Below are 15724 nucleotides of genomic sequence, written 5' to 3' on the forward strand. Positions count from 1 at the left end.
TACCCACAACAGGAGGCACATCCTCCGGACTCGGCAGATACCGCACCACGCCGTCGAGAATCGGCTGCACCCCCACGTAATCCTTTGAAGCCCCGCACAGCACGGGCTGCAACTGGCAGGAGACGACACCCTTTCGAAGCACGCGGATCACCTGCTCGACGGGAAGATCGCCTGTTTCGTCGAAGATCGCGAACGCCTCATCATCCAGCAGCGCGATGGAATCAATCAGCTTCGTACGCCACTCCTGAGCTCGCTCAAGCTCTGTCTCTGGAATGGGCTCCACCCTGATTTCGCGACCCTGATCTTCACGACCAAAGTACAGCGCCTTCATCTCGATCAGGTCAATCACACCACAAAATCCACCTTGCCGCTCGACAGGCCCCTCACCAATCGGCAACTGCAGCGCCACTGGACTTGCATGCAGCCGAGTTTGAATCTGCTCGAAAACACGCTCAAAACCGGCACCGATACGATCCATTTTGTTAATGAAACACATCCGGGGAACACGGTAATGATCAGCCTGCCGCCAGACCGTCTCACTCTGCGCTTCCACCCCTTCCACGGCACTGAAGACAACAACGCCGCCATCCAGCACGCGCAGACTACGCTCCACCTCGGCCGTGAAATCGACGTGACCTGGCGTATCGATAATGTTGATCACGTGCCCCTGCCACTGACAGGAGATTGCCGCCGAGTAGATCGTAATCCCGCGGGCAGCCTCTTCTGGATCGAAATCCGTGACGGTCGTTCCGTCGTCAACGTCCCCCATCCGATGCGTCGCACCGGCGTAAAACAGAATCCGCTCAGTCGTCGTTGTCTTGCCGGCATCGATGTGTGCGATGATCCCGATGTTTCGAATCTTGCTGATCAAACCACTCATAGTCACTCGCCAGAAAAAGAGAACTCAGCACATATACTTCGAACCGGGACACACCACAGAAGCAAGAAACCCCTGCACAGCCAGTCAACAACAGCACACTCACCATCACGCTACCATCGACAAATCTGCCAGCAGACTCAATGGCAAGACCCGGCACCACAGGGCGCCGGGTCTTCTTGCATCATCATTACACTCGTCGAGCACCAGCACAAACTGGCCGCTCAGCGGGCTACCATGCGAAGTGTGCGAATGCCTTATTGGCGTCTGCCATACGATGAACGTTCTCACGCTTGGTGATCGCGGCACCTTCACGGCGATAGGCAGCCATCAGTTCATCAGCAAGACGGCGATCCATGGGGCGCCCCTTCTTGTCACGACAAACTTCCAGGATCCAGCGAATCGCAAGGGTCTGCTGACGCTTGGAGTTCACCGGAGTTGGCACCTGATAGTTCGCACCACCAACACGCTTCGACTTCACTTCCAGCGATGGGCGGCAGTTCTCGACTGCGACAGTAAAGATCTCGATCGGCTCTTTGTCGGGGATCTTCTCAGAAATCAGATCCATTGCCGAATAGAAAGCGCGCTGAGCGACGCTCTTCTTACCATCATACATCAGACAGTTAATAAACTTCGACGCGAGCTTCGAACCATACCGAGGATCTGGCTTGAGGTGCGATCGACTGCAAGTAAATTTGTCGGCCATCGTAAATTCTTCTTCAACAGAAAATCAACGCGCGGATTGGCGAGGCACTGGAACCGTAGCCCAACAAACAACCTTCACGCGACAGAACACACCACCCGGACCCGTGCCCGGAAATCTCTTGAAACCTCACGTACGGCTGAGACCCACCAACCCGCGAAATTCTCACGTTCGGGCGAATCCGAAAACCGATTACTTGGGTCGCTTGGCACCGTAGCGGCTTCGAGCCTGCATACGCTTGGCAACGCCGAGGGTATCCAGAACACCGCGGATAATCTTGTAACGAACCCCTGGCAAGTCGCGAACACGACCACCACGAACCAGCACGATCGAGTGCTCTTGCAGGTTATGGCCTTCACCGGGAATGTAAGCGGTCACTTCTTTACCGTTCGAGAGTCGCACACGGGCGACCTTTCGAAGGGCTGAGTTTGGCTTCTTCGGTGTTACCGTTTTGACCAACATACAGACGCCGCGTTTCTGCGGACAGCCTTCCAGCACCGGGCTCTTGGTGCGAACGGGCTGAGGCTTGCGCGGTTTCCGAATCAGTTGATTGATCGTCGGCATTCTTTTACCTGTTATTTTTCAAATGTCGCCTCTTCCGAACGGCATCAATCGCCCAAGCTCGGAACTCAGCAGTGTAAATCTCGATCGACAGAACTTCAAGGTATACGCTGAAGACTCAGCCGGTCCGCTGAAACTTTATTTAAGCCGCAAGGTCGAACCGGACCGGAAATCTTAGAAACGCATTACAGAAACCGCAATCCCAGACATTGGTTTCATTTCGGTACTGTGATCAGGCTCAGATGAGTGCGCTGCAGAGTTTCGATTCGGCCGATTCGGCCACTCTCTCGATTTATCGGCAACGCCTTCATCGGCCTGATAACAATTCCCTCTCACACTTCCCTTACTTCACATCAGCAGCACTGTTTGACAAGTCAGGCTCGTTGAGCAGATTCGCTCGCTGGGCCATGATCCTGTCTCGCTCGGCGTAAATTTCCGCCAACGCTTCCGGCTTGATTTTGACTTCCGATTGCTGATGCAACTGGAAACCGGTACCGGCCGGAATCAGGTGCCCGAGGATGACGTTCTCCTTCAAGCCAACCAGGTTATCGATCTTTCCGGCGATCGCCGCTTCGGTCAGTACCTTGGTCGTCTCCTGGAAACTGGCAGCAGAAATAAAGCTGTCGCTCTGGACGGCCGCCTTGGTAATACCCAGCAACTGAGTACTGGCGTTTGCAGGACGTGGCTTGGTGAATTTCACCAGCGGCCCACCCGACGCTTCGATTTCCCGGTTGACCTGCTCGATGGTCTCCAAGGGAACGACGTCCCCTTCCTGGAATTCCGAATCGCCAGGGTCGGTAATCCGTGCGCTGGACTGCAGCTTCTGGTTGATCTTTCGGAATTCGAATCGATCCACCAGCACGCCTGGCAACATGGTTGTGTCGCCAACATCTTCCACCTTCAACTTGCGGAGCATCTGCGACAAGACGATTTCAATGTGCTTGTCGTCGATCACCACACGTTGTGAACGATACACAGTTTGAATTTCGTGAAGCAGGTACTGCTGGACAGCCTCTTCACCACTGACTCGCAGAATATCGTGCGGCACGAGCGGACCCCGGACGAGTGCGTCCCCCGCACGGACCTGGTCTTTCGCATGCACGAGCAACTGCTTGCCGTGAGGAATGACGTGTTCCTTTTCGGTTCCATCCGCTCCGCGAACGATGATGATTCGCTTGCCACGCTTCTTCTCGGCAACGAGCTCAATTTCACCGTCGATCTCGGCGATGATCGCGGGCTCTTTCGGCTTTCGAGCTTCGAACAGTTCGGTGACTCGCGGAAGACCACCGGTGATGTCCTGAGTACCCGACGTTTCGCGGGGGTTCTTTGCCAGAACCGTACCAGCGGAGATCTGCTGACCTTCGACAACTTCGATACTTGCACGTTCGGGCAGGTAGTAGAAGTCGAGGATCTTGCCGGTCGAATCTTCCAGCACGATCTGCGGATGCAGTTCGCCTTTGTGCTCGATGACCGTCTTACGAATGTTACCGCTCGGATCCTTTTCAGACCGAATGGATTGACCTTCGACCAGATCTTCGAAGCGAACCCGTCCGCCGACTTCGCAGAGGATCGGAATGGAGTGTTGATCCCAGGTACACAGCACCTGCCCGATTTCGACCGTGTCGTTCTCACCGACCTGCAGCACAGCACCGGTGGGAACGGTATAACGCTCCAGCTCGCGCTCTTTGGAGTCAACAACAAGCAGCTCGCCGTTACGTCCCAGCACCACGCTCTTGCCATCAGCGTTCACCACGCTGCGGATACGAGCGAGGCGGACACGCCCCTGACGCCGGGACTTGATTTCGCTTTCCTGGATGTCCTTGATTGCCACCCCACCGATGTGGAAGGTACGCATCGTCAGCTGAGTACCGGGCTCACCGATACTTTGAGCAGCGATGATACCGACAGCCAAGCCTTCTTCCACCAGCGAGCCGGTGGACAAGTCCATCCCGTAACACAGTCGACACATCCCCAGATCCGATTCACAGGTCATCGGGCTACGGACCTGAATCTTCTCAAGACCGAGTTCTTCGATCTTTCGCGAGATGTCGACGGTGATCATTTCGTTTTCACGAACAATCACTTCGTCAGTAATTGGATTGACGATGTTTTGTCGGCTGACCCGACCGCGGATGGCGTCGGCCAGACTGACTTCCACCTTTTCACCGCGGTAGACGACCCCACGAGTGATCCCCTTGGTCGTACCACAATCATGAGTCGTCACAACCATGTTCTGACAGATATCTGCCAGCTTACGGGTGAGGTAACCGCTGTCTGCCGTCTTGAGCGCGGTATCGGCCAATCCCTTACGGGCACCGTGCGTAGAGCTGAAGTACTCAAGTACTGACAGACCTTCACGGAAGTTCGCCTTAATCGGGGTTTCGATGATCTCGCCGCTCGGCTTGGCCATCAAACCTCGCATACCAGCGAGCTGACGAATCTGTTCCTGACCCCCTCGAGCACCCGAGTCCGCCATCAGGTAAACCGGGTTGACGTAAGCGCCGTTATCGCGGGTGTCGTTCTTGAACGCATCCATCATCGCGATCTTGATCAGATCGCTGGCGTGCGTCCAGGTATCCAAAACCTGCTCGTAACGCTCTTTCGCGGTAATCACACCCTTTTCATACAGCTTCTGCTTCTTGAGAACGGTCGATTCGGCAGCCAGAATCACCTTTTCCTTGTTGTCAGGCGTCTTCAAATCGCTGGCGGCGAATGAAAGACCGCTGCGAGTCGATTCACGGAACCCGACTTCCTTCATCCGGTCCAGCAGCTTGATCGTCTCGCGACGTCCCAGCTCGAGGTAGCAGTCAGAGATAACGTTCGCCAGATCCTTGTTCTTCATGGTCTGGTTGTAGTACGCCATCTTCGGCGGGAGGATGTCGTTGAACATGATCCGACCGACGCTCGTCTCGACGATCCCGCCGAGTGAATAATCGTCCGACCCTTCGCCCTTGACGCGTTTATCCTTCGGCAACCGTACCTTGATCAACGTGTGCAGCGTGACCTTACCCAGCAGATGAGCGGTATGCACTTCCTGGGTCGAAGCGAAGATCATCCCGTGACCAGGACGGTCTTCCTTCTTCAAAGTCAGGTAGTAGCAACCCATCACGATATCTTGCGAGGGGCTGATGATCGGCGCACCGTTGGAAGGACTGAAGATGTTGTTCGTCGACATCATCAGCGTCGTGGCTTCGACCTGAGCTTCGATCGAAAGTGGCAGGTGGACTGCCATCTGATCGCCGTCGAAGTCCGCGTTGAATCCCTTACAGACCAGCGGATGAATCCGAATGGCGTTACCTTCCACCAGGATCGGCTCGAACGCCTGGATACCCATACGGTGCAGGGTGGGAGCCCGGTTCAGCAGCACTGGATGGTTGGTGATGACCTCTTCGAGAATATCCCAAACCTCTTCGTCGCGACGTTCAAGCATGCGCTTCGCACTCTTGATCGTATCTGCATGGCCCAGTTCTTTCAGTCGCCGAATGATGAAAGGCTGATACAGTTCCAGCGCGATCTTCTTTGGCAGACCACACTGATGCAGCTCGAGATTCGGACCCACGACGATCACGCTTCGTGCCGAGTAGTCGACGCGCTTACCGAGCAGGTTTTCACGGAATCGACCTTGCTTACCTTTGATCATGTCCGTCAGCGATTTCAGCGGACGGTTCGACGAACCCAGGACTGGTCGCTTGCAACGATTGTTGTCGAACAACGCATCGACCGACTGCTGAAGCATTCGCTTCTCGTTGCGCACAATCACTTCGGGCGCGTTGAGATCGACCAGCTTCTTCAGACGGTTGTTACGATTGATGATTCGACGATAAAGATCGTTCAAATCGCTGGTTGCAAAGTTACCGGAATCCAGCAGAACCAACGGACGAAGATCGGGTGGAATGACAGGAACGCAATCCAGCACCATCCACTCGGGCTTGTTGTCACTGTCGCGCAGGGCTTCAGAGATCTTCAGCCGCTTGATCAGCTCCTTCTTCTTCTGCTGACTGGTGGTTTTCTTGAGTTCGACACGCAACTGCGCGGACAACTCAACCAGATTGAGGCTCATCAGCAGTTTCTTGACTGCATCGGCCCCCATCTCGATATCGAACGTACCTTCGCCGTACTTCGACCGAGCCTGGCGTGCTTCCTCTTCCGTCAGCAACTGCCCCTTGCGCAGGGGAGTGTCACCCGGGTCCAGGACGATGTAGTCCTGGAAATAGACGACTTTCTCGAGAGCAGTCGTTTTGACATTCAGCAACGCCCCCAGTCGGCTGGGCATTGATTTGAAGAACCAGATATGAACGACAGGGGCGGCGAGTTCAATGTGGCCCATTCGCTTACGGCGAACCCGGCTGTGCGTCACTTTCACGCCACAGCGGTCACAGATCATGCCCTTGTATTTCATCCCACGGTATTTACCGCAGGCACATTCCCAGTCCTTTTCAGGTCCAAAGATCCGTTCGCAGAACAGACCGTCCCGTTCCGGGCGGTACGTGCGGTAGTTGATCGTTTCTGGCTTCTTCACTTCACCGAACGACCAACCGCGAATGTCTTGAGGACTCGCCAAGCCAATTTTAATTGCCGAGTATTCGTTCACTCGATCGTATGTTGTTTCACCGACGCTCACGGCGTGCTCCTTGATATGGCAGGCGGAAAGTCGAATTTTGCGAAAACTGCGGCTGTCTCAACCAACCAGGGACGCCGCATCCAACAAACGGCGCCCCGGCAAAAGTCGTCAGCCTGGAACACAAACTAGTTCGGACTCTTTTCAAGCTGCATGTTCAGACACAGCCCGCGAATTTCGTTATTGAGCACTTCAAAACTCGCTGGAGTACCGGCCTCGAGAGTGTTCTCCCCCTTGACCATCGACTCATAAATCTTGGTACGTCCTTCCACGTCGTCGCTCTTCACAGTGAGCAATTCCTGCAGGATGTACGCCGCACCATAAGCTTCCAGCGCCCAAACTTCCATCTCACCGAATCGTTGACCCCCGAATCGGGCTTTACCACCCAACGGCTGTTGGGTGATCAATGAGTATGGACCAGTCGCACGGGCGTGGACCTTGTCTTCAACCAGATGGTGCAGCTTCAACATATAGATGTAGCCGACCGTCGTCTTCTGCTCGAAAGGTTCACCCGTTCGGCCGTCGTGCAACTGAGCCTTCCCGTCTTCAGGCAGCCCCGCCTCGACAAGCAGTGAACGGACGGTTTCTTCGCTTGGGCTGTCAAACACAGCGCTGCGTACCTTGAAGCCCAACTTTGCTGCTGCCCATCCCAGGTGAGTCTCAAGAATCTGACCGACGTTCATACGGCTCGGAACGCCCAGTGGGTTCAGAATGATGTCCACAGGAGTTCCATCCGCGAGGAATGGCATGTCTTCTTCTGGCAGGATCTTGGAGATAACCCCCTTGTTACCGTGCCGACCGGCCATCTTATCCCCGACAGAGATCTGACGCTTCGAGGCCACGTACACCTTGACCATCTGCAGAACGCCGCTCGGCAGCTCGTCGCCACGCTTCATGGTGTTCAGCTTACGATCGCGGGCATCAATGGCGTCTTCGACAGGTCCCCAGAACTCCTTAATCACCTTCTTACACTCAGACCGCTTCTGAGGACTCTTGATGTCCAGCGATTCGAAGTTGGTAAGGAAGCTCTCAGCAAACGTCGCTACGAACTTGTCGTCCGTGATCGAGCGAACGTCGCGTGAGTCGTCATCAGTGACCTTCTTCTCGTAGGCCTTCTCGAATTCTTTGAGGAACTCGCGGAACGCGGCCGAGATCGTCTGGTAACTGGTGTCTTCAACGCTTTTCAGTTCGGCTTCGAACTTCTTACGGTCCGCTTCCGAGAGACTCATTCGTCGCGAGAATTTCTCGGTATGAATCACGATCCCTTCGGTACCGCTGGGGACTTCGAGAGATTCATTCTTCACGTCTTCACCGGCACGACCGAAAATGGCGTGCAGCAGCTTTTCTTCCGGTGTCAGTTCCGTCTTCGCCTTGGGCGAAACCTTACCAACGAGGATATCACCCGGTTCGACATACGTACCAATCTTCACAATCCCCACTTCGTCGAGGTGACGAAGTGCCTTTTCGCTGACGTTGGGGATATCGCGGGTGAATTCTTCGCGACCGAGCTTGGTCTCACGAACTTCCACGTCGAACTCATCGATATGGATCGACGTATAGACGTCTTCCTTCACCAGACGCTCTGACAGAATGATCGCATCTTCGTAGTTGAAGCCTTCAAACGACATGAAGGCGACGAGCACGTTTCGACCGAGAGCCAGCTCCCCCTTTGAGGTCGCAGCACTGTCGCAGAGGATTTCTCCCTTTTTGACCTTCTGCCCAACCTTCACAATCGGCTTCTGATTCAGACAGGTTCGTTCGTTGAGTCCCGTGTACTTTCGCAGCGGGAACGACTTGCCTTCGAGTTCAATGCGATCGGCGTCGACGTAGGTGATCTTTCCGGACTTCTCGGCCCGCAGCACCATTCCCGAACTTTCAGCCACGGCGGCTTCAAGCCCCGTCCCGACCAGCGGCGATTCTGCCACCAGCAGCGGAACGCCCTGCCGTTGCATGTTCGAACCCATCAACGCGCGGTTGGCATCGTCGTGCTCGAGGAACGGAATCAGACCTGCGGACACACCGACCATCTGGCACGGCGAAACATCGATGTAATGCACATCGGTGGATGCCATCCAGACCACGTCGTTATGGAATCGGGCCATCACCCGGTCTTCGGCAATCATGCCGTTGTCGACATGCGTATCTGCCGGCGCGATGAACACACGTGACTCTTCGTCAGCACGCAGCCACTGAACTTCTTCGCTGACTTTCCGATTCACCACTGCACGATAAGGGGTAATCAGGAATCCGTAGTCATCGACCTTCGCGAAGATACTCAGACTGGAAATCAGACCGATATTCGTACCTTCAGGGGTCTCAATCGGACAGATTCGACCGTAGTGAGAGATGTGCACGTCGCGAACTTCGAAGCCCGCTCGCTTACGGTTCAAACCACCAGGTCCCAGAGCACTCAGTCGACGTTCGTGCGTCAAGGTGGCGAGCGGGTTTGTCTGATCGACGACTTGCGACAGTTCACCACGCCCGAAGAAGTACTCAATCGCGGCCGAAACGCTCTTGGGGTTCACCAGCGTACGAGGAGACATCTCTTCGACGTCCTTCATCTGCATACGCTCCTGCACGGTGCGTCGCAGCTTCAAAAACCCTTTTCGGATTTCCTCTGCAGCCAGTTCATCGATCGTTCGCAACCGACGATTTCCGAGGTTATCGATATCATCGACATGCGCCACTGAATCGCCGATACGCAGCTTGATGACGTATCGAATCGAGTTAACGATGTCTTCGGCCTTCAGCGTCATCTCTGTATCGGGAATGTCTTGATCAAATTTCCGATTGATACGGAAACGACCCACCCGGCCCAACCGATAACGATTGGCATCGAAGAACTTCTCGTTGAACAGCTCGATTGCCTTCTCGAGTTGTGGCGGGTTCCCAGGACGCAATCGCTGGTAAATACGCAGCAAGGCATCTTCGTGCGTGACCGTGGGATCTTCCAGGATACTGGACAGCGCCAAGAGGTCATCCATCGTCTCGATGATCTCAACTGTCTTCAACGTCGACCCGGCAATCTCTTCCGCGGCGGCCTTGTTGATGACGTGACCCAGCTCAACGATGATCTCGCCGCATTTGTCATGCTTTGCAGGATAGACGATTTCGTCTGCCGCATACTTTCCGTTCAAGTACGCCACTAAATCTTCACGATTCACCTTGACCGTTTCGGTCTTGTAGAACAGCTTGACGAGATTGGCACTCGAACCGTAGTCGGGATTCATCGCCCGGAGGAACGTCATCGCAGAGAACTTACCGCTCTGGTCGATGCGGACACCGAGTGTATCGCGCTTGCTGATGACAATCTCGATCCAGCTTCCACGCTCGGGAATCACGCGGCAGGAAAACTGCTTACGCTCGCCAGGTTCAGCTCCCTGAACAAAATCGACTCCCGGTGAACGATGCAACTGGCTGACGACAACGCGTTCTGCCCCGTTGATGATGAACTCACCGCCGCCGATCATGATCGGCATGTCGCCGAGATAAACTTCTTCTTCGATCGGCTGCTCTTTAACGAGCCGCAGCCAGATGCGGAACGGGCGACCATAGGTTAAGCGAAGCTGACGGCATTCCAATTGGGTATAGCGTGGTTTGCCAAGTTCGTATTTAATGTACTCAAGACGGTACTTGCCGTCGTAACTTTCGATCGGGAAAACTTCCCGCAGGATCGCCTCGAGCCCCTCGTCCTTACGTTCCCGTGCATCGGCTTCAAGCTGGAGAAAGCGAACATACGAATCGGTCTGGATCCGTGTCAGATCCGAAATTTCAAACGTTCCCTGAATTGTCCCATAGTTGCGAATTTCATTGGTCTGGATGATACGGACGGCAGGAATGGGCATCGAACAAAATCCCTTCAGGACAAACCGCGGTGAGCAACGCAAAAATGGCACCAGCCTGACGCCTTGTCGCCTGGCGAGGCAGTGCCCACGATTACGTTACATTAAAATCGGTCTGCCGCAGACAATTTGGATATCGCAACAATCGTCAAAGGCTGCCAACTCACCCAATGGAGACAGTCACTTCGTACATGGCGCGAACTTTACGTGACCCGACCACCAACAGGCGAACCGATGCCTTGACTACAAGGGCGATCAGCCCGGAAAGAGCGGTGATTCTTTCCGGGCCAATCAAGACACCAAATTCGTTCAGTACAAGTCGTCACAATGTGGTTTGGGCAGCAGGAATCGATCAGAAACTAAATCACTTGATCTCGGCAGTACCACCAGCCTGCTCGATTTCCGCTTTCAGCTTCTTGGCATCGTCTTCCGAAACACCGGTCTTCAGCGGCTTGGGCACGCCTTCAACCAGGTCCTTGGCTTCCTTCAGACCGAGGCCGGTCGCACCACGAACAACCTTGATGACGTTGATCTTGGCGTCACCGAATCCGGTGAGGATCACGTCAAATTCGGTCTTCGCTTCAACAGCAGCAGCTGCACCACCACCAGCAGCAGGAGCGGCCATCATCACGCCGCCACCGGCTGGCTCGATACCATGAACTTGCTTCAAGTAGTCAGACAGCGCCTTCGCCTGCAGCAGCGTCAATCCAACGATCTTGTCGCCGAGTTCCTTCGTCGTGTCGTCAAACGTCACTTCGGACATACCAATTCACCTTTCTTTATTGTCTTTAACAATTCTGTTTCAAGTCGACATCCAAACCGCCCAAACCATCCGAGCGACACTCTCGTGCGACTATTCCGTCCGCTCACTCAGGGTCTTGACCTGACCTGCCAACTTACCACCGGCACCCAATACCGCACCAGAAACTCGAGCTCCTGGCGACAGGATCAGACCCACGAGCTGCGAAAGCATCTCTTTGCGGCCTGGACTCTTGCTGAGTGTTTCCACATCAGGTGCGCTGAGAGGAGTCTCTCCCAGTCCGCCACCCTTGATTTCCAAAACCTTAATCTTGTTCGCCCACTCGGTCAGTTCCCGAGCGAGGGCAACGATGTCTTCGCCACCAAACGCCAGGGTGGAAGGACCCACCAGCGAGGAGCCGACACCAGATAGACCAATTTCACCGAGTGCACGACGAGCGACCGCGTTCTTGACGCTCAACAGCCGAATGTTCTTCTGACGAAGAGCGATTCGCATCTTGTTGGCATTGACCGCGTCAACTTTTGACACGTCGACCACAACGACTTCGCGACATTCGCCGACGACCTTCTGAATGCCGTCGATCATCAAATCTTTGACGTACTTGCTCATGGAATTCAAACCAACCGGAAGGAACTACGAATGTCGACTATACGGCGACGGTAATGCTCGGAGTCATCGTCGCACCGATCGCAACGTTTCGGATATACTGACCCTTCGAAGTCGACGGCTTCAAGGACCGGATATACTTGAGCAAGGCCTCAGTGTTCTCAACGAGCTTCTGATGATCGAAAGACAAACGCCCCACGACACAGTGAACGTTGCCACCGGAATCCACGCGGAACTCGACTTTACCCGCTTTGTATTCGCGAACTGCAGAAGCGACGTCCTGGGTGACGGTACCCGCACGTGGCGACGGCATCAAACCGCGGGGACCAAGCACTTTACCGAGCGGACCAACGACACCCATCATGTCTGGTGTAGCGATCGCGACATCGAAGTCCATCCAACCGCCGCGAATCTTGTCGGCGAGATCTTTTCCGCCGACGTAGTCAGCACCTGCGGCCGTAGCAACGCCAACGTTATCGCCTTGTGTAAAGACCAGCACCCGCTGGGCCTTACCGATACCGTGAGGCAGAACGATTGAACCTCGCACGATCTGATCGGCCTGCTTCGGATCAACGCCCAACCGCACAGCAATCGCTACCGTCTGGTCGAATCGGCACTTCCGGATCTTCTCGGGAAGAGAACCTTCTACATTCTTCAGAATCTCGATCGCTGTTGGCAAGTCCGCTGAAGGAGTCGCTTCCAGAACTTTCGTGAGATGCCGAATCCGCTTTGACTGATTAGCCATTTCAAAAACCCAAACCACTGTTAACGACGTTGATGCGAATAATGCCGACCCGACGGCTCAGCACCGTGAATGACTGACAACCCGAAACCGGATCACTCAGATCACCTCAATGCCCATGCTTCGAGCGGTTCCCGCGATCATCTTCGCAGCTTGCTCGACGCTTGATGTATTTAAATCTTCGAACTTCGTCTTCGCGATCTCAATCAGTTGCGCCTGCGTGACGCTACCGACCTTTTCGGTCCGAGCGTTGTGAGCACCCATCGCAATCTTTGCGGCTTGCTTAAGCAGCACGGAAGCAGGGGGGCTCTTCAGAACGAACGTAAAAGACCGATCTTCCAAGATGGTGATTACAACGGGTACGACCATCCCGTTCAGGTCACGCGTCTTCTCGTTAAACTGCATGACGAACTGGCCGAGGTTGATCCCGTGGGGACCGAGCGCAGTACCAACTGGAGGGGCAGGAGTTGCCTTGCCGCCAGGGATCTGAACCTTCACCTGGGCCTTGATCTTCGCTTCTTTCTTCGCCACCTGATATCTCCGCTCTGTCGCCTGCGCCAATCAAGACACTAAAGACACCGACCGCAAGAACTCAGTCACTCGACCAAGTCTAAACCCGCTCAACCTGCCATGCCTCAACGTCGACCGGCGTGCTGCGACCGAAAATTTCAATCATTACTGTCAACTTACCGCTGCTCGCATCCACACTTCCGACTGTACCATCGAACGACCCAAAGGGACCTTCGATAATCTTGACGTTGTCCCCAGCCTTCAGATCATGCTTCACCTTGGCCGGTTCTTCCGCAATCGTGTGCGATGCCCCGAGCATCTTATGCACTTCATGCATTGGCATTGGTGATGGCTTGCCCGCCGAGCCCGTGAAGTCTCCGACGCCTGCGGTACTTCTCACCAGATACCAAGTATCGTCATTCAAAACCATCTGGATCATCAGGTAGCCGGGGTACAGCTTCTGTTCGATGACCCGTTTCTTCCCGTTTCTGTTCTCAACGATCTTTTCGGTTGGGATGACGATCTCGCCGAAGTAGTCCTGCAACCCTTCCTGCCGCATTCGTCGCAACAACGAATCGCGAATCGTCTTTTCGCGGTTGCTTTGAATTTTCAAAACATACCACAGCATCTGCCCGTCTTGGGAACCCTCGACTCCGGATTCCGTCGTCATATTGTAACCCTTTGGAGAATGACTCTCGCGGCAACCGACCCACACAACTTTTACGGGGGTCGGCTAACGTGACAGCCTGAGAACCCCCGTCATCTCCAAAAACTTCTGCCATGCAATATCGTAACCAAACAGCAAGGCCGAAAACAGAAACGTCGTCGCCAGCACAACCAGCGTGGCCCGCTGCAGTTCCACCCAACTCGGCCAGGTGACCTTGGTCATCTCGGATTCAACGTCGATCAGGAAGTCAGCGAACACCGGATAGTTCACCACGCGAAACGCAAACCAGGCACCAATGACATTGATCACCGCAACCACTGCGGAAGCCGTCGACGTACCGAAGTCCAAAAGGACTGTGTGATACAACGCCTGGCTCGCAAGCACGAACGTCAGAAAAATTGCACCTGCGGTACAACGTCTGACTGCGCGCCCTTGTTTACGCTGATAGAGGTCCGTGCTTAAGATGCTTTTCAACAGCGTATCGCGCTGAACTTTGGCCATAAGTCCTTCCAGGTCTCGATTCGCACCTAAACACGAGCTGTATTCTAATACCTTTCGTGCCCAAAACACGGGCGGAGGGACTTGAACCCCCAACACCTGGATTTGGAATCCAGTGCTCTGCCAATTGAGCTACGCCCGTTCGAAGCGAACAGGATCACTTCTTCCGAGATTCTTTGTGCAGCGTGTGCCGTCGGAGCTTCTTATTGTACTTCATCAACTCCAGTCGCTCAGTACCCTTCGTCTCTTTCGAGATTCGGTAATTTCGCAACCCAGTTTCGGTACACTCCAACCAAACATACTCTCGAGCCACGTGTTCTCTCCAGACACCCTCAACCACAAACAACGGCCGCCAGTTGATTCAGGAATCAACGCTGGCGGCCATCAAGACCAATTGCTGCGAGACTACTCGATAATCTTCGTGACAACGCCGGAACCAACCGTCTTGCCACCTTCACGGATAGCAAACCGGACGTTTTCGGTCATTGCAATTGGCTTACCGAGCGTGACCTGCATGTTGACGTTGTCACCAGGCATACACATTTCGGCGCCACCGAGCAGCGTGGACTCGCCGGTCACGTCGGTCGTTCGGAAGTAGAACTGAGGACGGTAACCACTGAAGAATGGAGTGTGACGTCCACCTTCTTCTTTGCTCAGAACGTAAACCTGACACTCAAACTTGGAATGTGGCTTGATGGAACCTGGCTTAGCCAGCACCTGGCCACGCTGAACGTCTTCCTTGCGGATACCGCGGAGCAGAACCCCGACGTTGTCCCCGGCCATCCCCTGATCCAGAGTCTTCTGGAACATTTCGACGCCGGTACAAACGGTTTCCTGTGGCTCAGCCAGACCGAGCAACTGAACCTTGTCACCAACCTTGAGAACACCTTGCTCGATACGGCCGGTCACAACGGTACCACGACCTTCGATCGAGAAGACGTCTTCGATTGCCATGAGCATTGGCTTGTCGACTTCACGAGCTGGCTCTGGAACGTCGCGATCAAGCGCTTCCATCAGCTTGGTGATGCATTCGCTGTACTTTGGATCGGCGGGGTTATCCAAGGCACCCTTGGCATTACCACGAACGATCGCGATATCGTCGCCTGGGAATTCGTACTTATTCAGCAGGTCACGAATTTCCATCTCGACCAACTCGAGCAACTCTTCGTCGTCGACGAGGTCGCACTTGTTGAGGAACACAACCAGAGCAGGAACGTTAACCTGCTTGGCGAGAAGAATATGCTCACGAGTCTGCGGCATCGGGCCGTCAGCAGCCGAAACCACGAGAATAGCGCCGTCCATCTGAGCGGCACCGGTGATCATGTTCTTAATATAGTCAG

General features: G+C 54.6%; 13 protein-coding genes and 1 tRNA gene. All 14 read right to left on the minus strand.

The features are described 5' to 3' along the window. On the minus strand, nt 1-880 hold an 880-nt coding region (locus tag VGE80_RS20600; protein WP_440593965.1), incomplete at its 3' end, for a GTP-binding protein. Nucleotides 881-1109: 229 nt separating this feature from the next. After that, entirely contained in the window at nt 1110-1583 is a 474-nt protein-coding gene (rpsG, locus tag VGE80_RS20605; protein ID WP_373650132.1) for a 30S ribosomal protein S7, read from the minus strand. A gap of 189 nt (nt 1584-1772) precedes the next feature. Next, nucleotides 1773-2144, minus strand: coding sequence for a 30S ribosomal protein S12 (gene rpsL, locus VGE80_RS20610; protein ID WP_373650131.1), 372 nt, complete (start codon nt 2142-2144; stop codon nt 1773-1775). A 340-nt stretch (nt 2145-2484) separates the two neighbouring features. Next, complete coding sequence (gene rpoC / locus VGE80_RS20615) at nt 2485-6762, minus strand: DNA-directed RNA polymerase subunit beta' (RefSeq protein WP_373650130.1); 4278 nt, start codon at nt 6760-6762, stop codon at nt 2485-2487. 125 nt (nt 6763-6887) lie between these two features. Beyond that, nucleotides 6888-10604, minus strand: coding sequence for a DNA-directed RNA polymerase subunit beta (gene rpoB / locus VGE80_RS20620; protein WP_373650129.1), 3717 nt, complete (start codon nt 10602-10604; stop codon nt 6888-6890). A gap of 361 nt (nt 10605-10965) precedes the next feature. Next, entirely contained in the window at nt 10966-11364 is a 399-nt protein-coding gene (rplL, locus tag VGE80_RS20625; RefSeq protein WP_373650128.1) for a 50S ribosomal protein L7/L12, read from the minus strand. A 90-nt stretch (nt 11365-11454) separates the two neighbouring features. Next, nucleotides 11455-11970, minus strand: a complete 516-nt coding sequence (gene rplJ, locus VGE80_RS20630; protein ID WP_373650127.1) for a 50S ribosomal protein L10 — start codon at nt 11968-11970, stop codon at nt 11455-11457. Between the two features lie 37 nt (nt 11971-12007). Continuing rightward, nucleotides 12008-12712 (minus strand): 50S ribosomal protein L1, encoded by a 705-nt coding sequence (gene rplA / locus VGE80_RS20635; RefSeq protein WP_373650126.1) that lies wholly within the window; start codon nt 12710-12712, stop codon nt 12008-12010. A gap of 96 nt (nt 12713-12808) precedes the next feature. Beyond that, nucleotides 12809-13240: a 50S ribosomal protein L11 gene (rplK, locus tag VGE80_RS20640; protein ID WP_373650125.1), complete on the minus strand. Its 432-nt coding sequence runs from the start codon at nt 13238-13240 to the stop codon at nt 12809-12811. Between the two features lie 79 nt (nt 13241-13319). Then, a complete protein-coding gene (gene nusG / locus VGE80_RS20645) occupies nt 13320-13889 on the minus strand; it encodes a transcription termination/antitermination protein NusG (protein WP_373650124.1) in 570 nt (189 codons plus the stop codon). A gap of 63 nt (nt 13890-13952) precedes the next feature. Further along, nucleotides 13953-14387: a preprotein translocase subunit SecE gene (gene secE, locus VGE80_RS20650; protein ID WP_397571633.1), complete on the minus strand. Its 435-nt coding sequence runs from the start codon at nt 14385-14387 to the stop codon at nt 13953-13955. Between the two features lie 66 nt (nt 14388-14453). Beyond that, nucleotides 14454-14526: transfer RNA gene (locus VGE80_RS20655), tRNA-Trp, on the minus strand. A 15-nt stretch (nt 14527-14541) separates the two neighbouring features. Further along, the gene (gene rpmG, locus VGE80_RS20660; protein WP_373650122.1) at nt 14542-14697 is read right to left on the minus strand and encodes a 50S ribosomal protein L33; all 156 of its coding nucleotides are present in this window, start codon (nt 14695-14697) and stop codon (nt 14542-14544) included. 92 nt (nt 14698-14789) lie between these two features. Further along, the coding region (tuf, locus tag VGE80_RS20665; protein WP_440593966.1) for an elongation factor Tu at nt 14790-15724 on the minus strand (935 nt) is incomplete at its 5' end.

The organism is Schlesneria sp. (assembly GCF_036405755.1).
Lineage (GTDB): Bacteria > Planctomycetota > Planctomycetia > Planctomycetales > Planctomycetaceae > Schlesneria > Schlesneria sphaerica.

Coding starts and splice junctions, on each gene's coding strand:
- rpsG (WP_373650132.1), bottom strand. CDS start 1,583: ATGGCCGACAAATTTACTTGCAGTCGATCGCACCTCAAGCCAGATCCT.
- rpsL (WP_373650131.1), bottom strand. CDS start 2,144: ATGCCGACGATCAATCAACTGATTCGGAAACCGCGCAAGCCTCAGCCC.
- rpoB (WP_373650129.1), bottom strand. CDS start 10,604: ATGCCCATTCCTGCCGTCCGTATCATCCAGACCAATGAAATTCGCAAC.
- rplL (WP_373650128.1), bottom strand. CDS start 11,364: ATGTCCGAAGTGACGTTTGACGACACGACGAAGGAACTCGGCGACAAG.
- rplJ (WP_373650127.1), bottom strand. CDS start 11,970: ATGAGCAAGTACGTCAAAGATTTGATGATCGACGGCATTCAGAAGGTC.
- rplA (WP_373650126.1), bottom strand. CDS start 12,712: ATGGCTAATCAGTCAAAGCGGATTCGGCATCTCACGAAAGTTCTGGAA.
- nusG (WP_373650124.1), bottom strand. CDS start 13,889: ATGACGACGGAATCCGGAGTCGAGGGTTCCCAAGACGGGCAGATGCTG.
- secE (WP_397571633.1), bottom strand. CDS start 14,387: ATGGCCAAAGTTCAGCGCGATACGCTGTTGAAAAGCATCTTAAGCACG.